The organism is Agrobacterium sp. lyk4-40-TYG-31, assembly GCF_030209855.1.
GTDB lineage: Bacteria > Pseudomonadota > Alphaproteobacteria > Rhizobiales > Rhizobiaceae > Agrobacterium > Agrobacterium vaccinii.
The window spans coordinates 176,261-198,516 of sequence record NZ_JARVRE010000010.1; the positions used below are offsets into that span (position 1 = coordinate 176,261).

General features: G+C 57.6%; 19 protein-coding genes. 4 read left to right on the top strand and 15 right to left on the bottom strand.

Annotated elements, in window-relative coordinates; all coding sequences use genetic code 11:
- Positions 1 to 2: 2 nt before the first annotated feature.
- Together QRN55_RS19605 and QRN55_RS19610 are read right to left on the bottom strand one after the other, a co-directional pair.
- Positions 3 to 347 carry a cupin domain-containing protein gene (locus QRN55_RS19605; protein WP_284778007.1) on the bottom strand — a complete coding sequence of 115 codons (345 nt, stop codon included), beginning with the start codon at positions 345 to 347 and terminating at the stop codon, positions 3 to 5.
- A gap of 178 nt (positions 348 to 525) precedes the next feature.
- Positions 526 to 1,314, bottom strand: coding sequence for an IclR family transcriptional regulator (locus QRN55_RS19610; protein ID WP_284778008.1), 789 nt, complete (start codon positions 1,312 to 1,314; stop codon positions 526 to 528).
- A gap of 192 nt (positions 1,315 to 1,506) precedes the next feature.
- On the opposite strand from QRN55_RS19610, the gene QRN55_RS19615 reads away from it, so the two are divergent.
- From QRN55_RS19615 to kce, 3 genes are all read left to right on the top strand, one after another.
- Positions 1,507 to 2,343, top strand: coding sequence for a cyclase family protein (locus QRN55_RS19615; RefSeq protein ID WP_284778009.1), 837 nt, complete (start codon positions 1,507 to 1,509; stop codon positions 2,341 to 2,343).
- 170 nt (positions 2,344 to 2,513) lie between these two features.
- A complete protein-coding gene (locus QRN55_RS19620) occupies positions 2,514 to 3,437 on the top strand; it encodes a 3-hydroxyacyl-CoA dehydrogenase family protein (RefSeq protein ID WP_284778010.1) in 924 nt (307 codons plus the stop codon).
- A 59-nt stretch (positions 3,438 to 3,496) separates the two neighbouring features.
- Complete coding sequence (kce, locus tag QRN55_RS19625) at positions 3,497 to 4,429, top strand: 3,5-dioxohexanoate:acetyl-CoA acetone transferase (protein ID WP_284778011.1); 933 nt, start codon at positions 3,497 to 3,499, stop codon at positions 4,427 to 4,429.
- Positions 4,430 to 4,606: 177 nt separating this feature from the next.
- Here the strand turns inward: kce and QRN55_RS19630 are convergent, their stop codons facing one another.
- The 10 genes from QRN55_RS19630 to mhpA form a co-directional block, all read right to left on the bottom strand.
- Positions 4,607 to 6,799, bottom strand: coding sequence for a methyl-accepting chemotaxis protein (locus QRN55_RS19630; protein ID WP_284778012.1), 2,193 nt, complete (start codon positions 6,797 to 6,799; stop codon positions 4,607 to 4,609).
- A gap of 222 nt (positions 6,800 to 7,021) precedes the next feature.
- Complete coding sequence (locus QRN55_RS19635; protein WP_284778013.1) at positions 7,022 to 7,354, bottom strand: hypothetical protein; 333 nt, start codon at positions 7,352 to 7,354, stop codon at positions 7,022 to 7,024.
- Positions 7,355 to 7,363: 9 nt separating this feature from the next.
- On the bottom strand, positions 7,364 to 8,203 hold the full coding sequence (locus tag QRN55_RS19640; RefSeq protein ID WP_284778014.1) for an intradiol ring-cleavage dioxygenase: 840 nt from the start codon (positions 8,201 to 8,203) through the stop codon (positions 7,364 to 7,366).
- A gap of 24 nt (positions 8,204 to 8,227) precedes the next feature.
- Positions 8,228 to 9,295, bottom strand: a complete 1,068-nt coding sequence (locus tag QRN55_RS19645; RefSeq protein ID WP_284778015.1) for a branched-chain amino acid ABC transporter permease — start codon at positions 9,293 to 9,295, stop codon at positions 8,228 to 8,230.
- A gap of 17 nt (positions 9,296 to 9,312) precedes the next feature.
- Entirely contained in the window at positions 9,313 to 10,176 is an 864-nt protein-coding gene (locus tag QRN55_RS19650; RefSeq protein ID WP_284778016.1) for a branched-chain amino acid ABC transporter permease, read from the bottom strand.
- Positions 10,173 to 10,886: an ABC transporter ATP-binding protein gene (locus QRN55_RS19655; protein ID WP_284778017.1), complete on the bottom strand. Its 714-nt coding sequence runs from the start codon at positions 10,884 to 10,886 to the stop codon at positions 10,173 to 10,175. The genes QRN55_RS19650 and QRN55_RS19655 overlap by 4 nt, the downstream gene beginning before the upstream one ends.
- Positions 10,883 to 11,602: an ABC transporter ATP-binding protein gene (locus QRN55_RS19660; protein ID WP_284778018.1), complete on the bottom strand. Its 720-nt coding sequence runs from the start codon at positions 11,600 to 11,602 to the stop codon at positions 10,883 to 10,885. The genes QRN55_RS19655 and QRN55_RS19660 overlap by 4 nt, the downstream gene beginning before the upstream one ends.
- A gap of 63 nt (positions 11,603 to 11,665) precedes the next feature.
- Positions 11,666 to 12,931, bottom strand: coding sequence for an ABC transporter substrate-binding protein (locus QRN55_RS19665; RefSeq protein WP_284778019.1), 1,266 nt, complete (start codon positions 12,929 to 12,931; stop codon positions 11,666 to 11,668).
- A gap of 32 nt (positions 12,932 to 12,963) precedes the next feature.
- Positions 12,964 to 14,022, bottom strand: coding sequence for a maleylacetate reductase (locus tag QRN55_RS19670; RefSeq protein WP_284778020.1), 1,059 nt, complete (start codon positions 14,020 to 14,022; stop codon positions 12,964 to 12,966).
- Positions 14,023 to 14,052: 30 nt separating this feature from the next.
- Positions 14,053 to 15,711, bottom strand: coding sequence for a bifunctional 3-(3-hydroxy-phenyl)propionate/3-hydroxycinnamic acid hydroxylase MhpA (gene mhpA, locus QRN55_RS19675; protein ID WP_284778021.1), 1,659 nt, complete (start codon positions 15,709 to 15,711; stop codon positions 14,053 to 14,055).
- A gap of 487 nt (positions 15,712 to 16,198) precedes the next feature.
- On the opposite strand from mhpA, the gene QRN55_RS19680 reads away from it, so the two are divergent.
- Positions 16,199 to 16,861 carry a TetR/AcrR family transcriptional regulator gene (locus QRN55_RS19680; RefSeq protein ID WP_284778022.1) on the top strand — a complete coding sequence of 221 codons (663 nt, stop codon included), beginning with the start codon at positions 16,199 to 16,201 and terminating at the stop codon, positions 16,859 to 16,861.
- 50 nt (positions 16,862 to 16,911) lie between these two features.
- On the opposite strand, the gene QRN55_RS19685 is transcribed toward QRN55_RS19680, so the two are convergent.
- Genes QRN55_RS19685 through QRN55_RS19695 form a run of 3 tightly spaced genes read right to left on the bottom strand, consistent with a single transcriptional unit; the run spans position 16,912 to position 22,254 of the window.
- Positions 16,912 to 19,497, bottom strand: coding sequence for an aconitate hydratase (locus QRN55_RS19685; RefSeq protein WP_284778023.1), 2,586 nt, complete (start codon positions 19,495 to 19,497; stop codon positions 16,912 to 16,914).
- Between the two features lie 58 nt (positions 19,498 to 19,555).
- Positions 19,556 to 20,770 (bottom strand): ABC transporter substrate-binding protein, encoded by a 1,215-nt coding sequence (locus QRN55_RS19690; protein WP_284778024.1) that lies wholly within the window; start codon positions 20,768 to 20,770, stop codon positions 19,556 to 19,558.
- Positions 20,771 to 20,793: 23 nt separating this feature from the next.
- Entirely contained in the window at positions 20,794 to 22,254 is a 1,461-nt protein-coding gene (locus QRN55_RS19695) for an FAD-dependent oxidoreductase (RefSeq protein WP_284778025.1), read from the bottom strand.
- Between the last annotated feature and the right edge of the window lie 2 nt (positions 22,255 to 22,256).

Below are 22,256 nucleotides of genomic sequence, written 5' to 3' on the forward strand. Positions count from 1 at the left end.
GTTCAGGCTCCCGACGGATAAGGGATGACGACAAGCATCTTGCACACCTGATTGGTGCGATTTTCGAGCTCACGGATTTCACCGGCGGGAATGGTGCAACTGTCCAACGGACCCAGCATGACCTCCTCCCCGCCCGCAACCACCGTCATGTGGCCTTCGAAAACGATATAAACTTTCTCGAACGGCGTGGAGTCAGGCCCCGCCCCGCCACCGGGAAGAAATTGGGAAAGTCCCACCCACTGGTTCTTCGGCCCTTTGTCTTCAAACCCCTGAAGCCGAAGACCCACAACGCCCCTGTGGTTCGGCGCGTCATAGGGTCTGGCCTCGTCGAAGCGTTTTACGAACATGTCTCCTCCTCCTCGTCTACAGATGCGCAGCGGCGAATGAACACCGCTCCTCCCACCTCAATGTATCTTAATACGATACAACTGTATCGCATCATGTCAATTGGCAGGCGTGGCATAAAATATATTTTCGAGGAGATGACTTAGGTTTCTAAAGCGAGCGTAGCCGCATGGCTGACTTTCAGCCCTCGTCGTTAGCGGTTCCCAAAGCCCGCACCACAGCCAATCGCGCTTCCTTCAGCTTGGCGATGATGTTGTCCATGACCAGCGGGAAGCGTGAAGATGGGACAGGAACGGAAATGGCATAGACGTTTCCGGCTGCGTCGCGAAAACCCGTTCCAACCGCGCAAATCCCGGCGGTGTGCTCATCATGATTGTAGCTGATGCCAGTGCTGCGGGCCTGTTCGACATCGTTGGCGATGGCCTCGACGGATCGCGGCGCGTCTGCTCCCAGACCGGCAACCTCGTGCTCGATCAATGCAAGTGCTGTCTCAGGATCAAGCATAGACAGGCAGGCTTTGCCGTTGGCTGTGTTGGTCAGCGGGAATATTTCGCCAACGGCAGAAACGGTTCGAAGGCGATGCGTTCCGGTGATCTGGTCGATGAACAGCACCTGGTTTCCACGCAGCATGGAGAGGTCGACCGTCTCTCCGGTCGCTTGCGATAGCGCCACGACATGGTTGCGTGCGGCGGTCGCCACGTCGACGCGACCAGCCTGCGCCAGAGCCTGTAGACTTGGGCCCAGCCTGTAGCCGCCCTCCTGACCGGCTGGAACCACGAAATCCTCTTCGATCAACGCATTGACGATGCGCTGGACCGTAGAACGGGGCAGACCGACCTGTGCCGCGATCTGCGCAAGGCTTGGCGCCTTGCCATCGCTCTTGAGGCACCGCAAGACCGACGCGGCCCGCGCAATGACCTGAATTCCCGTCGCACGCCCTTCTTCCAGATCATCTTTCGTCGCAGGCATGAGAGGCTCCTTCGTTCTTTACGTCCCGAATCTGCCCCGACACACGGGGGCCACCCATGCATGTATCACAATGCAATACATGTAAACCAAAATATTCTACAAATTAATTGACCGCAATGCGGTTCATTTGTATCAATATGCGAGACAGCGCTGAGGCGCTTTGCGATTTCACCCGGGATGGAGGAGATTTTCATGGTGATGATTCGAGGTATCGAATTCGAGGGAAACCTGGACAATTCGATGGGACTGGAGTTCTACAATCTGAGCCACAGGTTCGGCTTCCAGAATCCAAACTGGCCATATTTTGAGGATACGAAGATCGAGCGTATCCACTACATGGCAAAGTCTGGCGTGCTCAGCCAGCGCATTACCACCACCATGCACGCCACGACCCATATCGATGCACCGGCCCATGTGGTGCAGGGCACGCCCTTCATCGACGAAGTGCCATTGCCGCATTTCTTCGGGACAGGCATAGTCGTTTCACTGCCGAAGAAAAAATGGGAGCCGATTACGGCAGACGATCTCGAAAAAGCCTGCGGACACGCCATTCGCAAGGGTGACGTGCTGATCATCAATACCGGCTGGCATAAACAGTATGAAGACGGCGACTATTTCGCCTACTGCCCCGGCTTCGTTGCCTCGGCTGGCGAATGGATGGTGGAGAAGGGCGTCAAGGTCGTGGGTCACGACACCCAGGCTAATGACCATCCGCTGGCGACGGCAATCGGTCCGCAGCGTAACGGTCCTCTCCTTCCCCATCTGAAGGAAGAATATGCGGAATGGTCAGGCGGTAGAGACTGGGCGGACGATTTCCCTGACTGGGAGCCCGTACACAACATCCTTTTCAAGAACGGCATTCTCGGTATCGAGAACGTGGGCGGCGACCTCGACGCCGTGACCGGCAAGCGCTGCACCTTCGCATTTTTCCCCTGGAACTGGGATCGTGGTGACGGCTGCATCATTCGCCTTGTCGCGATGCTCGATAAAGGCCAGCAATACCGGATCGAAGCGGGCGACAGTTTCTGAACTGTCAACCACGGTTTGATCTGACGGTCAAAAGCTGGACCACAAAACCGAGGCATGCGTAACCACAGGATCGGCGGATGGGCTTATTGCCCCATCCCCGCGCAGCGTCATGGCAGCACTGCCATGACGTTTGTTCCTGTATTCGCAGGCCTGACGAAAGAGCGCGTAGAGTGCCCACCATCAATCGAATTGCTGTCATCGGTGCTGGCCTCATGGGTCACGGCATTGCTCTGGCCTGTGCCCGTGCAGGCTTCGACGTGACCATTACCGACCCGATCCCAGATGCGCGCATCTCCGTTAAAACGCGCATCGCCGAAAGCCTGAGCCTGCTCGGCATTGGCAAAGCCGAGATCGAAGCAGCCCTTGAGAAAATCGATGTCTGCCCTGACGTGCGTGAGGCCGTCGAAAACGCTGGCTTGGTCTTTGAGGCGGCACCGGAAAAGCTCGCGCTGAAGCAATCCATTTTCGCCGAAATCGAAACCTACGCACCGCAGGATGCCATTCTCGCATCGAACACAAGCGTGATGCCCATCACGGCGATCATGAGCCAGTTGAAAGACAAAGGCCGTGCCCTTGGTACGCATTGGTGGAACCCGCCGCACATCATTCCGCTGGTCGAGGTGATCCGCACGGCTGAAACAACCGAAGATACGATGGCAACGACGATTGCCGTTCTCACGCAGGCGGGAAAAACGCCGGTTCGCGTGGAAAAGGATGTTCCGGGCTTTATCGGCAACAGGCTACAGCATGCGCTGTGGCGGGAGGCGATCAGCCTTGTCGAGCGCGGCATCTGCGATGCGCGCGCGGTCGATACCGTCGTCAAGGCCAGCTTCGGCAGACGCCTTGCCGTTCTTGGGCCCCTTGAAAATGCCGATCTCGTCGGTTGCGACCTGACGCTAGATATTCACAACACCGTGCTTGCGGATCTCGAACGCAGAGCGGGACCGTCACCCTTGCTTGAAGAGCTGGTCGCGACTGGACGATTGGGCATGAAGACGGGCGACGGGTTCCGCTCCTGGTCACCTGAAGAAGCAAAAGCGCTGCGGGAAAAGGTTGTTACTCATCTGCGCAGGCTCGAACAGATTCTGGACTGAGCAAACCCGATTATTTTGAAGAACATCTGCATATCACTCTGTTGAAAAGGCATATCGTCATGGCCAAGCGTCCGAGGACAATCATCACCTGCGCAATCACCGGTGCCATTCACACACCAACGATGTCCGATGCGCTACCCTACAGTGCAGACGATATTGCGCAGCAGGCCGTGGAAGCGGCGGAAGCCGGCGCATCGATCCTCCACCTTCACGCGCGTCGCCCCGAAGATGGCGGCGTGACGATCGATCCCGACGCATTCTCCACGTTCCTTCCACGGATCAAGCAGGCGACGAATGCCGTAATCAACATCTCCACCGGCGGCAGCCTGAAAAACTCGATCGAGGAACGCGTCGCACCGGCCAAACGCTTTTCACCGGAGATGTGCAGCCTCAATATGGGCTCGATGAATTTTTCCTTCCATCCACTCGCGAAGCGTTACGATTCTTGGAAATTCGACTGGGAAAAGGAATATGTCGCCAATTCCGACACATATATTTTCCGCAACACTTTCCGGGACATAGAGACTGTCGCGACGGAACTGGCGTCCCATGACATTAAATTCGAGCACGAGTGCTACGATGTCGGTCACCTCTACAACCTGCGTTTCTGCATGGATATCGGGCTGTTCAAAGCCCCGATCTTCATCCAGTTCATCTTTGGCATTCTCGGCGGCATCGGGCCCGAAGTGGACAATCTCATCTTCATGAAGAGAACTGCCGACCGTCTGTTTGGAGATGAGTATCGCTGGTCGGTTCTGGGCGCAGGCGGCGCGCAGATGGGCCTTGCCACCACGGCCAGCCAGATGGGCGGCAATGTTCGCGTGGGTCTGGAAGACAGCCTGTTCATAAGCCGGGGCGAACTGGCCCAATCCAATGCCCAGCAGGTCGCCAAGATACGACAGATCATCGAGAGCTTGGGATGCGAGGTCGCAACACCCGATGAGGCGAGAGAAATCCTCAACCTCAAAGGCGCGGATCGTGTCGGTTTTTAAGGGTTGGTCGCCTATCGCCCTGTTTCCGGTACAGGTGACGAAAAGAGAGCGTTTCCTTGTTAAAGGGAAACGCTCTTTTCATGAGTCTGGGGTCAAGACGGGCACCAAAGACCTCACAGAACAAAGTGCTGAATTGTCTTCGTTCTGTGAGAAATGGGAGCGTGAGTTAAGCCTACCTTACGCGTATCGCCGCACTGCGTCCCTGCGATGGTCGGTAACGGCTCTGGATTGAAGACCGACCGCGCCAAGTTGGAAATGCGAGAGAAGATCGCTCAACTTCTGGCTTTCCTGCGCCAGACCGGCCCCTGCCGCGTTCATTTCCTCCACCATCGCTGCATTTTGCTGCGTTGCCTGATCCATGTGGTTAACCGCCGTATTGACCTCGGCAAGACCGGAAGACTGTTCCTGAGCGGCAGTGGCGATTGCATCCATATGCGAATTGACCACCTGCACCAGTTGCTCGATGGAAGAAAGGCCCTCGCCGGTATCGCTGACGAGCTTCACGCCTTCCGAGACGGCAAGGGCCGAATTGTTGATCAGCGTCTTGATCTCCTTGGCGGCATTTGCAGAACGCTGCGCCAGTTCCCGCACCTCTTGTGCAACCACGGCGAAGCCTTTGCCAGCTTCCCCTGCTCTTGCCGCTTCCACACCGGCATTCAAGGCCAGAAGGTTTGTCTGGAAAGCAATTTCGTCGATGACCGAGATGATCTGGTTGATCTGCCGTGACGATTCCTCGATACGCTCCATGGCACTCACCGCATTGCGGACAACAGCGCCCGACTTGTCGGCGTGGTTTCTTGCATCGCGCACGATATCCCGCGCCTCCGCCGTACGTTTGGAGGTCGACACCACATTGGCCGTAATCTCTTCCAACGCCGCTGCGGTCTCTTCAAGCGAGGCTGCCTGCTGTTCCGTACGCTTGGCCAGATTGTCCGATGCGTCGGAGATTTCCTGCGAACCGCCGGTCACCGTGGCGACCGAGTTTTCGACGGAGACGAGCGCCTCGCGCAGATGGCGAACGGAAGTGTTGAAATCAGCCCGGAGTGCTTCGAACTGCGCTGTCATCGGCGTGTCGATTTCGCATTGCATGTCACCCTCGGCAAGTCGCCGCAGGTTGGCAGCAAAGGTTCTGGTCGTCTGATTGAGACGCTCTTCGGCTTCGGCTTCCGCACGGGCCTGCATTTCTGCGCGTTCTGCCTCTGCACGAATACGTGTCGTTGCCGCTTCGGCTTCGAGTTCCGCATTGCGAATGGCTGCCTGCCTGAACACTTCGACAGCATTGGCCATTTCGCCGATTTCGTCTTTACGACCGAGATTGGGGATGCCGCTCTCCCTGTCGCCATCCGCCAAAGTGCCCATGCGGTGAGCGATCCCATGAATGGCCGTGGACAGCGCTTTGAACACAAAGAAGGAAAGGACGAGCGTCAACGCAATCAGAACGGCCATGCCAGCCAGCACAATCATCAAATTGCGGCTGGCAACATCGATTTTTCTCATCGCCAGATCATCGAGATTATCGACCGTCGCATCCAGCATGGTGGCAAAAGCCAAACGGCGCGCATTCATTGCCGCATTCCATGCATCGATATCCCCTGCAGCGGGGCTGTACGTCACATTTTTGTTTATATTGTCGACCGTTTTCTCGATCAACTGGCCATCGGGAGACTGCCAGAAACGATTGTAATCCGCCATCAGCGATGTGGGAACGAATTCCTGCATCGTCTTCGCCGAATTGGTAATCAAGCCCTTACCGAAAAAGAAATGCTTCAAATCATCGACAGGCAGGCTTCCGGTCTGCGTGTATCGTCGGCCCAGGGTCAGGTATAGCAAATAGCCATTATTGGCTTGAAGAAACGCATAATAACCCCGAACGCCCCGCGATAGCTCCGCATCCTCGACAAGATTGCCTGCACGCCCGGCAATATCGAGACCGATGGATGATATCGGCTGCAAATACTTTATCGGAAGAAGCAGATCGGTATCGCCGGAATCAACTTTCTGGCGATATTCGGAAAGGTTGGCAAAGTTCTGTGTCAGCCTTGCTTTCATCCCGGCAAGAATCGGATCCTCGTTGCCAGCTGCAAACGATGCGTCATAGGTTTGCATGAGGTCGGCATAGTCTTGGTCCGTCTTCTGCCGGAGCGCGGGCCTCTCGGCTGGCTTTGCCCCCGCTTCCGCTGGCATCGATCTTTGAAGAGCCGCACCCGCCCGCGCCACACGAACCAGATCGACTGCCTTTTCCAAGGCAACGAATTGGCCGTAGGCACTATGACTGACCATCACCCCCAGAACACCCGTCGCAACCAACGGAACGATCGCAAGCATGACCAACTGCGTACGAAACGAAAATTTCTTCAAAAAACCAAACATTTAACTCCCCCAACTAGAAGTCGATTTAAGTGCCCAACTTAGAAAAGGTATAATTGTATAAAATCATTATAATTGTACTAAAAACGGTCCACAAACAGCGATAGAAAGTGCGTTCAGCGGCAAAAAACGAATGGCGATAGAAGATAGTCGGACGTCTAAATCGATCGACCAGTCGCCACCCTCAACGCCACATCGACGCTGGACGTGACGTTTGTTTCACCTCTATTTCAGCGCAACATAGGTCTGCGGATCAAGCATGCCGGACCGCACCGCGACATGCAGCCCGGTCGCATCCGCAATGATTTCGCGGATCAGTTTGCAGACTTCCGTTATCCGTTCCCGGCTGCGTTCAGGCCTTGGCAGAAGCAGGATTTCGGCGTTGACAGCCGGTTGATCCTCAAGCCCGCAGACGTCCACGATGACGATCTGACAGGCCGTTACATCCACATCGAGCTCGCGACACAGCATGCTGCGGAGTGGCTGAAGAATGCCGCGAATGTCTGCTACAGTCTGCGCCCCACGACCGGCATCGACGTAAATTTTCATATTTGGCATGGTTGATCCTCACACGGGTGTCAGGACGAAATCGAAGGGTGAACGCCACAGCGTCTCGCCATCTGCCACCTTTTCGAAAGGTGCGACCAGCGTTTCCTTCACGCCGAACACCGCATCTGAGGTCAGATACATATCGTCTCCGACGAAGGTATGCGTCACCACGGTTTCGTACCCGGGCGCCGTGATGATGTAATGCATATGGGCAGGCCGGTAGGGATGGCGACCGAGATGGCCGAGCATTTTACCGACGGGTCCGTCGTCAGGAATAGGATAGGGAACCGGTTTGATGCCGACGAAGGAATAGCGCCCGTCCTCGCCTGTGATGAAAATCCCGCGATTGTTCCATTTGGGCTGAATGCCCGGCTGCTGGACATCATAAAAACCATCGGCATTGTCTGACCAGACATCGATCTTGGCACTGGAGATAGGATTGCCCTGCATATCCACAACAGACCCTTCGAAGAAACACGGTTCACCCTTGCCATCGAGGCTGATATCGTCCCCCATCTGACGCACAGGAGCATCCGCGACATGGAATGGTCCCAGCACCGTATTTTCCGTCGCACCCGGCGGACGGCGGTTGTTGATGGCATCGACCAGCATGGACATTCCCAGCGTGTCGGACAGCAGGATGAATTCCTGCCGCTCGTCGGAACAAATCTGACCGACCTTCGTCAGGAATTCGATGCCATATTCCCACTCGGCTTGCGTCAACTGGATGTCCTTGGCAAAAGCGTGGAGATGGGTCACCAGGCAACTCAGAACCTCGGCGAGCCGTGGGTCGGTCGACAGGCCCATACGTCGGTTGACGGCGTCGACGGAGTTTTTTTCGGTGAAATAGTGCGTCATGGAGCACTCCTTATGGCTGATGGTTCAATGGGACGCAGGCGCTGGTGGCGCCAGATGTGGCAGGGATGGTCCTGGTGTTTTCGGCGGCCTCTGGCGCAGCGGGAAAATCTCGATGCCGAAGCGATCGGCCAACGTGCCCCAGAGGCCACGCCGGGCATACAGCATGATGACGATTCCGATCATACCGAGCAGGATCAGGTAGACGGTGCCGTAATCGGCAAAGACCCGTTGGAGGATGTAGAAAACGACGACCCCGACAATCGGGCCGGGAAGCGTGCCGATGCCACCGATGACCACGACAAAAACGACAAAAGCCGTCCAGTCGATGACCGAAAACGCGGCATCGGGGGTGATACGGGTAATTTGCAGGAACATGAGAGCCCCGCACAGTCCGGTTCCGAACGCGCAAAGCAGGAAAACCGCCGACTTTAATCTCAGCGGATCGACACCTACGGACCTGGCTGCAACTTCGTTGTCGCGGATGGCCTGAAGGCCAAGCCCCATGCGTGACCTCAGAAAAAACCAGGATGCGATGAGCATGACCACGGCAAGCGTGAGCGCCAGCCAGTACACCAGCGCATCGGTTGCGGCGGCGACGGAGACATCCAGAAGTGCCCTGATCTGTTCCACACCCACCATCGCTTTTGCGGTACCCTTCGGCAACGAGGTTCCGGTGCCGCCGCCAAGCGCTTTGATTTGCCCCGCCGCCAGCCGCACGATATCGGCGACGACCCAGGTACCGATGGCGAAGTAAGCACCGTTAAGCCTGAAAGCGAAAAACGCCATGGGAATGGAGAGCGCCATGGCGACCAGACCGCCGATGACGATGCCGACCAGCGGATCGAGACCCAGGATGATGACTGCGGCAAACATGGCATAGGCGCCGATACCGACAAAGGCCTGCTGACCGACGGACACAAGTCCTGCAAAACCGGCCAACATATTCCAGTTCATGGCAAGGACGAGCAACGTCAACAGGCCAAACAGATCCTGAACGATGGCGCGTGACGCAAAGAACGGGACTGCCGCCAGGGTCAGGAGAGCAGCAACGCCAACGGCCCCGATTGCAAGGCGGCCAGTTGTTTTGGGCATGAGCAACATGACGGACCTCAATCGATTGCCCGGGGAAACAGACCCCGTGGACGGAACAGAAGAATGACGACGAAAGCGATATGGCCGGATAAAATTTGCCATTCGGGATTGAGAGCCGCACCCAGCGCCTGGGCAAGACCGATGACGATACCGCCGATCAGCGTTCCCCATAGACTACCAAGCCCGCCGATGATGACGGCCTCGAACGCATAGAGCAGGCGAGCGGGCCCGATGGACGGATCGAAATTGGCGCGTATTCCGAGATAGAGCGCAGCAATGGTGGCAACCACCATCGCGATGCCGGTGGCAATCGAAAATATCCGCGCGGGTCGGATGCCCATCAACTGAACGGTAACGACATCATCGGAGGTGGCCCGAAATGCCCGTCCTAGCGCCGTTCGGTAGAAAATCTGGTTTAACACGAAGATCACCGCAATTGCCGACCCAAGCGTGATCAGCGGCATGACACCAAGCGATGAGGAACCGACAGAGACGGAGCTGGCTTCGATAGCCCCCGCGGTCAGCTTGCGGCTATCGGCCGAGAAGCCTTCAAGCAGAAGGTTCTGAATGACCACGGAAAGTCCGAAGGTGACAAGCAGAGGCGGCAGAACGTCAGGTCCCAACACGCGGTTGAAGAGGTAGGTTTGCAAGATCCAGCCGAGAAAAAACATGATCGGCAAGGCAATCAGCACCGCAATAAAGGGATTGAGGCCGAGAACCGTGGTGATCGTCAGGACGAGATAGGCCGCCAGCACGATGAGATCGCCATGGGCCAGATTGACAAGGCGCATTATGCCGAAGACGAGGCTCAGTCCCGCTGCAAAAAGGGCGTAAAGACCGCCGAGCAGAATCCCCTGCATGATCGTATCGACCCAGATCATGTCCTTACTCCGAAATAGGCGTTGTGGATCGCTTCGCGCGACAGCGTTTGCGGTGTTCCTTCGAGCGTGAACCGCCCTTCCATCATGCAATAGATGCGATCGGCGACCTTGAGCGCCTGCCCGATGTCCTGCTCTACGACAATGACAGACGCGCCGGAGGCCTTGATTGCGGGAAGAGCTGCGTAAATGTCGCGGATGACGACGGGCGCGAGGCCGAGCGAAAGTTCATCGCACAGAAGAACGCGCGGGTTGCTCATCAACGCCCGGCCAACCGCCACCATCTGCTGCTGGCCACCCGAAAGCGCCGTGCCCGGATGGTGTCTGCGGTCCTTCAGGATGGGGAAGAGTTTATAGATCGCATCGAGCGTCCACGGCCCTGTAACCTTGCGGGCATCGGCCCCGATCAGCAGATTTTCCTCTACCGACAGCGAGGGAAACAGGCGACGTCCCTCAGGGACCGTGGCAATTCCCATCTTGAGAATATCGGGCGCCATGCGCTCATGAACCGGTTGTCCATCGAGATGGATGGTGCCGCCGGTCGCCCTGACGATGCCCGTGATGGCACGCATCAAGGTGGTTTTTCCGGCGCCGTTTGCACCGATAATGGCGATCGTTTCACCTGCGTTCAGGACCATGTCGACGCCGAAAAGCGCCTGAAAATCCCCGTAACCGGCCTTGAGCTGTGAAAGTGAGAGAAGTGCGCCGGTCATGTCTCGATCCCCAGATAGATTTCCCGAACTTCTGGCGAGGCCATGACGGCATCCGGCTCCCCGATCATCAGCATTTTGCCGAAATTCAGCACCAGCAGGCGGCTGACCACATTGGTCAGGGCGTGAAGCACGTGCTCGATCCAGATGATCGAGGCACCCTCGGCGTGGATGTAATTGATCGTTGCGACAAGTTCCTCGCACTCGCCTTGCGTCAGACCGCCGGCGATCTCGTCGAGCAGGATGACCCTGGGTCTGGTTGCCATGGCGCGCGCAAGTTCCAGTCGCTTGCGGCGGAGCAGCGGCAGACTGCCCGCCAATGTTTCCGCCTGAGCGGCCAACCCGGTTCGGCCCAGTATATCCATGCAGAAATCCGGGGCATCCACAGCCTTTACATTGCCGCCGAACCTGGCAGCCACCAGCAGATTTTCATAAACGGACAGGCGGTCGAAAGGCTGCGGAATCTGGAAAGATCGACCGATTCCGCCCTTGCATCGCTCCATCGCCGACATACTGGTAATCGTGCGGCCTTCAAGCATGATGTCACCCTGATCGGCGGCGATGTTGCCGGTGATCAGATTGAACAGCGTGGATTTTCCGGCCCCGTTCGGGCCGATGATGCCGAGCGCTTCGCCACGGGCGAGGTCGAAGGAGACGTTGTCCGTCACCTTAAGCGCACCAAAGGACTTCGACACCGCATTGAGCGAGAGTATCGGCATGGACATAAATCCTGAACAGAGTTGTAAGGGGCCCGGCGTGTCGGGCGTCAGACCCCGTTTCGATCAGTTGAGAGCTTCCAGCTTGCCGCCAAGCGGAATGTTCGGCGCATTGGCATTCTCCACGATAACGAGATCGAACGTCCCGTCGCCCTGCCGTCGCCACTGGCCGCCGACGAGCGGCGTCTTGGCAACGTTCTTACGCGCAAACGGCGGCACATTATCCTTGCCCCACCCGATGTTGCCGACCACCGTATCGAGTTTGGTTGCGGCAATGGCCTCCACCAATGCCGCGCTGTCGGTGGGATCGGTTGCCCGCTTCAGGACATCGGCGGCAACCTCGAACAAGGCATGTGTGAAGCCGACGGGCTGCGTCCATTGACGTTTGGCGGAGGCGGTGAACCCGGCTGCAAGCTCTTCGCAGCTTTCACCCGTCAATGAAGACTTGAAGGGAAATTTCGGCGACCAATAGATTTCTGCCGAGAGGTTATGGCCAAGATCGCCAAGGGCATTGATGCTTTCTGGAAACAGCAGGGCTTTGGCGATCGAGGCCGCCTTCGGCTTGAAACCCTGCTGGGCAGCCTGCGTCCAGAACGTGGTGAAGTCCGGCGGGATCGGGATGCCGGTCATGATTTCGCAGTTTGCCTTTTTGAACGCATTGATCTGCGCGGAAAAATCATCCGTCAGGTTCTGGTAGCGACCGGGATCGGTCAGTTTGTAGCCGGATTTCGCCAGAACCGGCGGCAGCCCGACATCCGATGACCAGGCATTGCCATCACCATCATTCGGCCAGAGCGCCCCGACCTGCTTGTTGGTGTCGAGGCTGTTCCACATGTTGAGAAAGACCGAGACATTGTCCTCAAGCCCCCAGAAGAAATGATAGACGAAGTCGAAAGGCTTCCAGCTGGCAGGGTCGAGCGGATTGCCCTGTTGGCCGATAAACCAGGGCTGCCAGGGAGCAACCGAGGATATAACGGGAATTTCTTCGGCTTCCGCCACGCTACACACCGGATTGGTTGTTTCCGGTGTCGAGGCCACGAGCATCATGCTCACCTCGTCGCGACTGATCAGCTCCCTGGCAACTTCAGCGGCACGGTTTGGGTTGGACTGGCTGTCCTTGACGACAACCTCTACATCCAGACCGGAGGCTTTTGCGGCCTCGATGAACCGCGCAACCATATAGCTATCGGCTTGCGCAAAGGCGGAAAGCGGTCCCGATTGCGGTGTTACATAGCCGATTTTGATTTTTGAACCGGCAGCAATGGCTGGCATGGCAAAACTCGCCACCGCCGTCGCTGCTGTCGCCTGTAATAGAGTTCGTCTCGTCAGCATCGCAGTTCCTCCCACAGAATTGATGATGATAGTCAGTCCGGTCTGGTCCCTTCCCACGCCTTGCGGATCAATGTTCTGATCCCCTCAGCTTCGACAGGGCGCGGATTGTAATAGGGGTTGAGCGTCGCCAGCTCGCTGGCACGCTCGATATCGGCGGCCAGAAAGCCAAGGCTGGCAAGGCTGAGCGGCGCGCCAAGGCTGGCAGCAAAATCATAAAGACCGGTGCCCGCAGAGGATGCGCCAAACAGATCGGCGACCGGCCTCAGCAGATCGGTGGCACCCTGCTCGGTATAGGCTGTCGTGTGCGGCAAAAGCACCGCATGTGTCTCTGCATGCGGCATATCGAAACTGCCGCCAATCGTGTGGCACAGCTTGTGATGCAGGGCCATGGAGACCATGCCAAGCACACTGCCGCACAGCCATGAACCATAAAGCGCCTGTGAGCGTGCAGCGATATCATCGGGTGTAGCAACGATGGCCGGAAGCGCTTTGCGCAACGCGCCCAACCCCTCAAGCGCCATCATGCTGGTGATCGGGTTACGGTCTGTCGCGTAAAGCGCTTCCACCGCATGCGCCATGGCATTCAGGCCACTAGTGACACTCATTGCCACCGGCAGGCCACAGGTCAGTTCAGGGTCGTAAATCACCGTTTCCGCCAATATCTCCGGTCCACGGACTGTGGTTTTGATGCCACCATCCGTTTCGCCGAGAATGTTGGTGACTTCCGAACCGGCATAGGTCGTGGCGATGACGATCTGGTCGGTGCCATTGCGACGGGCGATGGCCTTGCCGAGCCCGATGGTCGAGCCGCCGCCCAGCGAAACGACACAATCGGCGCGCGCCGCATCAAATGCCGCCACAGCCTGCATCGTGATATCCACGGGCGTGTGCATGGTCGCCTGCGCAAATACGCCAGCGGCAAGTGTGCCAAGCGAAGCGGCAAGCTTCTCGGCATCCGCCTTCTGGAACGGTGTTGCCAGGATCAATGCGCGGCTGTGCCCCAACCGACGGATTTCCTCGCCAAGACTGGCACGGCTGCCGCATCCAAACAGGATGCGGGCTGGATTGCCAGTATATGTGAAAGACGACATCGACATTTCGCGACCTATCGTTTCTGGAGATCAGGCAACTGCGCGTTGTGGCTCCGCAATCAGATGAAGATGCGAGATCACCTCATCGAAACGGCGGCGCAGATCGGCTGGCGAACTAGCCGTCGCGGCAACGTAGAAGTCCGGGCGCAACAGCACGTAGGTCGCTCCGATTTCGTTCAGCCAGCGGGCATAGGTGCCTTCGACATCGACCACATCACTATCCGTGCCCATTGAGCCGATGCGGACGGTGCGCCCTCCGATAAGATCGAATGCTTCCCTCTGCTGGAGAGACAGGGCGTGGGCGGGATCGGCATCCAGACCGATCACCATCCAGCCGACACCGACCACCTGATCGAAGCGATCGCGCTTGCCCTGGAAATCGACCACGCCCTGGACGGACAGTTCGCCCGCATGGGCGGTATCGGCGCACCAAATTCCCGGTCCAAGCTGACAGATATCGGTTGGCACCGGCTTGCCGTTGCGCGCCAGCAGATCTTCCCGCATTTGCCGGTCACGCTCTGCCGCCTGCGCCGGATCGGCGATGCAAATGATGCTGCCGAGCTTCTGGCTGAAATCGATATAGTATTTGGCATGCTCGATGCGCTCGGACGTGTAGCTGTCGAGAACATCGGGCGCGATCTTGCCCTCAAGGATGGCATTCAGCCGCCAACCAAGCGCAATCGCATCTCGCAGGCCTGCACACATACCCTCTCCCGCAAAGGGCGGCATCAGATGTGCAGCATCGCCTGCAATTGCGCAGCGGCCCTTGTTCCAGACTTTCGCCCAGCGCGCCTGAAAGCGGTAGACGGCACTGCGTTCCAGCACGGCATTGTCAGGCGTCAAACCCCAAGGCTCAAGCAATTTCCAGGCATTCTCCGGGCTGGCAAGCTCCTCGGCATTTTCGCCCGGCAGCACCATATATTCCCAGCGGCGGCGGCGCGGACCACCCGGCACGGGGCCAGGACCACCAGGCACGACCGTCGTCGGGCGTTTCGGATCGCAAAGCTGCCACTGTGCCGGTTCGCCATTGCGCGAAGCGACGTAGTCGAATTCCGGCAGCATATCGAGAATGAGCCAGTCGAAGAAATAGCCCTTATCTTCGTTCTCAATCCCGAGCGCCTGCCGCACCATGCTGTTGGCACCATCTGCTCCCACCACATAGCGCGCACGGATCGTCCGGATTTCAGTGTCCTGCGCATCCTCAAGCGGATTGCGCTTGATTTTCAACGTGGCAGACGCGGCATCCTGTTGTAGATCGATGGCCTCGTAGCCCGCCAGACGGGTGATCGAGGGATGCTCACCTGCAATGCCAGTCAGGCGCGCTTCAAGCTCCGGCTGGTTGAACCAGTAGCGAACGCGCCAACCCGATGCGGACTGGCTTTGCCAATCGACAATCTGAATATCTTCACGGTCTGCACTTTTCCAGTAATACAGCTCGTCGTGATAATTGATCGCATCGTCGTTTTCGGAATCGATGCCGAAACTGGCCAGAATACGGGCGACCTCGTGATCGTAGGTTACGGCGCGGGGGCGGCCATAGGCGCCTGTCCAGCGCTCGATGAGCGTGACCTTCTTGCCGGTTTTACCCAGCAAAATCGCCAGCATCGTTCCAACCGGCCCACCGCCGACAATTGCAACGTCAGCATCGAACTGGTCCGCCGTCTCCGGCCGGTAATTTCCTTGAAACATTCTCATCTCCTCCCTCATTTGCGCGATGACATCTCACTGACGACCCAAAAAGCACGGTCGCAACGCGCCAATGACAGGTCGTTGGCGAAATGACGAACCGGCAATTTCATGGATTTAGAGCACCCACCACGACAGCCATTCGGCCATTACGGTCGTTTACCCTGTTGTCAGGCAGCATCGCCCATCACGCTGTGACATTGGCAAACACCCCATCATCTCCATCCTGAAAATACGATATCTCATAAATGAATGACTTTCAATAAAGAAAGTAAGTCATTTTTGGATTATATTCATTTGCGGTGCAACATGATTCTTCTGTTTATTTTTCAGCACTTTACAGTTTTATCAGATAAAGCCTTATGTGAATTCGGAGGAAATGAACTGATTTTTCGCATCGCATCATCAGCTAAATTCATTTCTGATAAGCTTTCATTATTGAACATTCATCATATTTGGATAGAATAAGCGATGACCGAGGGAGGGTTCATTGACCAGCAAGGAAACCGAAGGCCGCGTGGCGCGCCGACAGCGTCGCAATCGCGAAGCTCTGCTCAAGGCAGGGCATGAAGTCATTTCCGAAAAAGGGATCGATGCTGCGACCATGCTGGAGATTGCCGAGCGCGCCGATGTCGCGTCAGGCACGATCTATAATTATTTCAAGTCCAAGGACGAGCTGGCAATTGCCGTGCTGGAACTGGTGATGGAGCAACTGGCCGCCCGCATAGAGAATGTCACCAATACGTTCGAAGACCCGGCTCAGGTCTATGCCTATGGCGTCCGCACCGTACTGGAAACCGCCACCGGGGATATGCGGTGGAGGCAATTGCTCGATCGCTCCGAAGTCATCGCCAACGCCACGTTCCACCGAATGGGACCGTTTGCCATACGAGACATCAGAAACGCGACCGCTGCGGGCCGGTTTTCGACGCCAGATCCAGATCTGACATGGCGCATGACATGCTTCGCCATCGTTGGCGTCTCCCTGGCAATGATCAAGGACAGTTCTTCCGCCCCATCGCTCGACGAAGTCGTGGTGCGCCTTCTCTGTATGGCGGGCATGAGCGAAACAGATTCCCGCGAACTTGCGAAACGACCACGCCCCCTCCTGCCACCCGAATCCGCACATGACTGGAACCGGGTCCGACAATAGGCATGTGGTAAGTCAGAATCATCGCAAACTGCGTGTCCTGCGTTTTTCTTTCATGCAGCAAGCTTTCTGACGACTTTGGCAAAGAAGCCACCCTGTCGAAGGAGTTCTGTTTCACGGGGCGTATCGGCTCTGAGAATGGCGGCGAGTTCCCGAGTTGCGCCATCGCATGCGATACGGATGACGCATTGCGGACGAAAAAGTGCTTCCGTTTCAAGCCGGTCGATGGTGACCGTGATATCCGCCGACCCGGACAGCAGCGTCATGAGGTCTTTGTCATAATCAGCTGCATTCTGAAGCTGGATTGGCAGCACACCCATCATCACGAGATTGCTGCGGTGAATACGCTCGAAGCTTCTTGCGATCACGGCGCGGACACCCAGCAAGGCTGTGCCCTTGGCGGCCCAGTCGCGCGCGCTGCCGCTACCGTAGCGTTCACCCGCAAAAATGATCGTCGGCACGTTCTCATCGGCATAGCGACGCGCCGCCTCAAAGATCGACATGACCTCTCCACCCGGCAAATGGCGGGTAACTGGCCCTTCGATGTCTGATGTCAGAAAATTGCGGATGCGCGTATTGGCGAAGGTGCCCCGGACCATGATGTCGTGGTTGCCGCGACGTGCCGCGTATGTGTTGAAACGCTCAGGTGGCACACCCGCATCGATCAGGAAACGGGCGGCATCCGACGTTTTTGCGATGGGACCGACAGGGCTGATGTGATCTGTGGTAATGGCATCGCCCAGCACCAGCAAAGGCCGCGCATTCTTGATGGGCGGCAAACGGTTATCACCTGCATCGTCGAAAAACGGCGGCTTGATGAAATAGTTGGACGCCTCGTCCCATTCGAAACATTCGCCGGTTTGTGCGGGCAGAGCGCTCCACGCCTGCGTCTCGACAATCGTGGTCGGTGTCGGCTGGGAATGGTCGAGAATATCTGAAATCTCGGTTGCCGTAGGCCAGAGGTCCGATAACACCACGTCCCTCCCGTCGATCTGGGCGATCACATCCGAGGTGATGTCGATATCGATGCGCCCGGCCAGCGCGAAGGCCACCACCAGTGCAGGGCTCATCAGATAGGCAGATAGCAGGGCCGGATGAATACGGCCTTCGAAATTGCGGTTGCCGGAAAGCACAGCAACCGCAGCACCTCCCTCTGCCACGATCTTTTCTTCAACGCCCAGTGCCAGTTTCCCCGTATTGCCGACACAGACGCCACAGCCAAATGCGGCGATGTGAAAGCCCAGCGCGGCAAGGTCTTGCAGGAGGCCGGAGGCTTCGAGATAGCCGGCGATGCGGCGCGAACCGGGCGCAAGCACCGTCTTGATGGATGGGTGGACGGCAAGCCCCAGCGCCCGCGCCTTGCGCGCAACCAGACCCGCCGCCACCATGGATGCCGGATTGGCGGTATTGGTGCAGGACGTTATGGCGGCGAGCGCAATGCGGTGATCCCAGACCGCGCCATCCCGGCTGCGCAGCCCCGCGAGATCCGGCACGTCAACCAGTTGGTCAGGCCGCGATGGGCCTGCGACACGTAGCCTGATCGAGCCGAGATCGAAATGGAGGGTTCTGTTGTAAACAGCGCCCGGACGGGAGGACCAACCGAAAATCTTCTGGTCTTGCAGATGCTCGGCAATCACCTGGAGGTGGTCTTCGCTTCTGCCGGTATCTTTGAGATAATCGATAACGGCTTGGTCGCAGGGGAAGAAAGCCAGGGTTGCCCCGTATTCGGGTGCCATATTGGCAAGAGTGCAGCGGTCTGGAACGCTGATATTGTCCACGCCGTCACCGACAAATTCCAGATAGCTGCCGACGATGCCTGCCTTGCGCAAAAATGCTGTGAGCGTCAGGGCGATATCGGCGGCCATCACGCCCGGCCGGGGACATCCTGTCAGTTCGACCTTGACGAATTCGGGCCTCACGAGATCGAGCGGTTCATCCAGCAAAAGCTGTTCAGCCTCGATGCCGCCCACGCCCCAACCGACGATGCCGAGGCCATTGATCATGGTGGCGTGGCTGTCCGTGCCGACAACCGTATCGCATATCCGCCAGCCCTGCCGTTCGCTCACGACTGTAGCGATGTGCTCCATATGAATCTGATGGACGATGCCATTACCGGGCTGCACGACTGAAAGACTGCCGAAGCTCTGCTGCGCCCATTTGACGAAACGATAGCGCTCGTCATTCTCGGCGAATTCAGCCTTCAGGTTTGCCGCCAGCGACGAGGCCTGGCCATAGTTCTGGGTCTGCACGGAGTGATCGATAACCAAATCGACGGGAACGGACGGCCTGACATCCGACGCAGCCTTGCCCTGTGACACCGCAGCCTCCCGAAGTGCTGCGAGATCGACAAGCAGCGGCAGACCGGACGCATCCTGTAAAAGCACGCGCGAGACCGGAAACAGAATATCGGCGCGGCCATTCGTGTTCATCAGGAAATTGACGGCGCAATCTGGCGGAACCAGCCCCAGTTCGGCCCCCACCAGCATGGATTCAAGTATGATGACCGCCGAAAACGGCAAGGATGACGGCTCCTTGCCGAAGCTGCGGACGAATGTATCGACGCATGCCCAGCGCAGGCTTTTGCCCGACGCGTCGGTCGCGGTCTTTAGGTATGCAGGTGTGGTAGTATGGGTATTCACGACAGCCTCGCTCGTGAGATGCAGCACGCCATAATGCGTGCTGCATTCATTGATCGTCCTATTTCTTGACCAGGGTGCATTCGGATTCAGCCAGCGGACGCGCTGCCTTGTCTCCGCTAACTGTGCTGACGAGATTGTAGTAGTCCCACGGTTCTTTTGATTCCGCCGGGGTTTTCACCTGGAACAGATACATGTCGCGGATGACACGACCGTCTTCGCGGATCTTGCCGTTCTTGGTCATGAAGTCGTTGATGGGCGTGTCGCGCATGGTTTTCAACACCGTCTCAGACTTGTCCGTCTGACCGGCTTTGACAGCCTTCAGGTAATGTAAGACCGCGCTATAGACACCGGCCTGATAGAAGGTCGGCATGGCCTTGTGCTTGGCGAAAAAGCGCTTCGCAAAGGCTTTGGTGTCATCGTTCATCGCCCAGTAGAACGGCGCAGTGAGCATAACGCCCTTGGCGGTTTCAAGACCGAGTGCATTGACTTCGGTATCGGCCAGAAGGAGCGCCGCCATTTTCTGGCCGCCCTGCGTCAGCCCGAATTCGCCAGCCTGTTTCAGAGCGTTCTGGGTATCGGTGCCAGCCGTGGCAAGTGCGACGACATCGGCGCCTGACGACTGTGCCTGAAGCAGGAACGAAGAATAGTCAGGGGTATTCGCAGGCATCTTGACGCTGCCGACCACCTGGCCGCCATTGGCGGTGACGACGCTGGCCGTATCACGCTCCAGCGCGTGCCCGAAGGCGTAATCGGAGGTCAGGAAGAACCACTTTCTTGCCCCGCTTGCAGCGACCGCTTCGGCGGTCACATGGGCGAGAGCGTAGGTGTCATAGGTCCAGTGAATACCGTTGGGCGTGCAGGCCTTTCCCGTCAGATCGGACGAAGCCGGAGACGAAAACAGGGCGATCTTATCTTTGTCCTTGGTAATTTGCTGGACAGCAAGGGCCACCGCCGAATTCGGGATGTCTACGATCACATCCACCTTATCGACGTCATACCATTGCCGCGCCTTGGCAGCACCGATATCCGCCTTGTTCTGGTGGTCGGCAGAGATCACCTCGACCTTGGTGCCATCGATGACACCGAAATCCTCTGCCGCCATCTGCGCGGCGAGGATGGAGCCCTTGCCGGTGGAATCCGTCAACTGCCCCGAAAGGTCGGTCAGCACACCGATTTTCACCACACCGTCGCTGTAATCCGCAGCCGCGAGATTTGAGGTCATCACGATTGTCGCAACGCCTGCCATCAGCGTTGCCATCATAAAGTTTTTCATTGTCATTCCTCCTCCATTAATCTTTATTTTGCAGCCGAAGCCGTGTGCAGCCCGGCAATCCTCCCGAATACCGCGCCACGCAGAACCGACGTGGAGCCGGTGTAGACCTGATGATAGATGCCCATCGTTTCACCCGCCGCATAAAGGCCGGGAATGAGCTTGCCGTCCTGATCCACGACCTGCGCATCGCGGGTAACTTTCACGCCACCAAACGTGAAGCAGTTGGACGAAATGATCGGAAAGGCTCTGAACGGGCCTTTCTCGATGCGGCGCGACCAGTTGGACTTCGGCGGCACTAGATCGCGCGTCGCCCGACCATCGATGGCGAAAGGCGTGAACTCGCCCTCCTCCGAAGGGCAGGCAGCGTTAAACGCCTCCACCGTCGCCTTCGTCTCCGGCGGCAGGCCAATCTTTGCGAACAGCTCTTCGAGCGTGTTGGCTTCAAAGGGCGGGATATCCGACCGGATCGAGGTCTTCCAGCGCGGGATGTCCTCGACCTTTGCATCGAAGATGACATAGGACATGCCATCCGGCTGGTCGCCGATGGCGCGACCGATATTGTCGTAATGAGCATCGACCGTGCCCGGCGCCTCATCAAGGAAGCGCTGGCCGTGCTTATCGACCAGAATACCGTAGGGATAGATGAAGACCACGGCCTCGGCCTGATGCGAGCGCGGATCGACCGGCTCGGCGTGATAGGAACCGAATTCGCCCGCAGGTGCGGCTCCCGCTTCCAGCATCATCTTGATGCCTTCACCACGGTTATAATAACCGCCGCGTGCCACGGGGCGAATATTCTTCGCCTTCTGGCCGATGTAATGGGTCATCATTTCCTGATTGCCCTGGAAGCCGCCGGACGCAAAAATGACGTTGGGTGCAGACAGGTCATAACGTTCACGGTCAGGACCGATGACGGTGATACCGGCCACGCGACCGCTATCGGTCCAGCGCAAGGCGACAGCCGTGGTTTTGAACCGGATGTATGCTTTCAGCGATTTCGCTTCCGCCATCAAACGCTCGATCAGCGCCAGACCACCGCCCTGTGCGGCAATGCGGCTAGTATTCTGCGTCAGAAGATAGATCGGTTGCGGGCCGAATTTCAGGCCGAAACCCTTGAGCCAGGCAATGGTCGAAGGCACTTTCTCGGCAAAGGTGCCAATCACCTCCGGGTCTGGCAAGGTATGTGCCTTGAGCGCAGGCGGCCATGTGTCGTAGGAACCTGTCAGCTCGCTCAACAGCGCGGGGTCGATATTGAGGCCCGCATTGGCCGCGAAGTGATCCTCGAAATCGTCGGAGATCTCGCTGTCGTTCTTCATGCGCATATAGGCTTCGGTCCAGCGGGTATTGCCGCCGAACTCGTCTTCCGGGGCGCGCTCGAGCAGAATGACACGCTGACCGCCTTCCAGCGCCGAAACCGCAGCGCTCAGGCCCGCGATACCGCAGCCGATGACGATGACATCGGCGGAATTGTGAGATGACGACATAA

Bases quoted from the DNA above. Each gene is read 5' to 3' on its own strand.
- QRN55_RS19605 (WP_284778007.1), bottom strand. From the start codon at position 347: ATGTTCGTAAAACGCTTCGACGAGGCCAGACCCTATGACGCGCCGAAC.
- QRN55_RS19610 (WP_284778008.1), bottom strand. From the start codon at position 1,314: ATGCCTGCGACGAAAGATGATCTGGAAGAAGGGCGTGCGACGGGAATT.
- QRN55_RS19615 (WP_284778009.1), top strand. From the start codon at position 1,507: ATGGTGATGATTCGAGGTATCGAATTCGAGGGAAACCTGGACAATTCG.
- kce (WP_284778011.1), top strand. From the start codon at position 3,497: ATGGCCAAGCGTCCGAGGACAATCATCACCTGCGCAATCACCGGTGCC.
- QRN55_RS19630 (WP_284778012.1), bottom strand. From the start codon at position 6,799: ATGTTTGGTTTTTTGAAGAAATTTTCGTTTCGTACGCAGTTGGTCATG.
- QRN55_RS19635 (WP_284778013.1), bottom strand. From the start codon at position 7,354: ATGCCAAATATGAAAATTTACGTCGATGCCGGTCGTGGGGCGCAGACT.
- QRN55_RS19640 (WP_284778014.1), bottom strand. From the start codon at position 8,203: ATGACGCACTATTTCACCGAAAAAAACTCCGTCGACGCCGTCAACCGA.
- QRN55_RS19645 (WP_284778015.1), bottom strand. From the start codon at position 9,295: ATGCCCAAAACAACTGGCCGCCTTGCAATCGGGGCCGTTGGCGTTGCT.
- QRN55_RS19650 (WP_284778016.1), bottom strand. From the start codon at position 10,176: ATGATCTGGGTCGATACGATCATGCAGGGGATTCTGCTCGGCGGTCTT.
- QRN55_RS19655 (WP_284778017.1), bottom strand. From the start codon at position 10,886: ATGACCGGCGCACTTCTCTCACTTTCACAGCTCAAGGCCGGTTACGGG.
- QRN55_RS19660 (WP_284778018.1), bottom strand. From the start codon at position 11,602: ATGCCGATACTCTCGCTCAATGCGGTGTCGAAGTCCTTTGGTGCGCTT.
- QRN55_RS19665 (WP_284778019.1), bottom strand. From the start codon at position 12,931: ATGCTGACGAGACGAACTCTATTACAGGCGACAGCAGCGACGGCGGTG.
- QRN55_RS19670 (WP_284778020.1), bottom strand. From the start codon at position 14,022: ATGTCGTCTTTCACATATACTGGCAATCCAGCCCGCATCCTGTTTGGA.
- mhpA (WP_284778021.1), bottom strand. From the start codon at position 15,711: ATGTTTCAAGGAAATTACCGGCCGGAGACGGCGGACCAGTTCGATGCT.
- QRN55_RS19690 (WP_284778024.1), bottom strand. From the start codon at position 20,770: ATGAAAAACTTTATGATGGCAACGCTGATGGCAGGCGTTGCGACAATC.
- QRN55_RS19695 (WP_284778025.1), bottom strand. From the start codon at position 22,254: ATGTCGTCATCTCACAATTCCGCCGATGTCATCGTCATCGGCTGCGGT.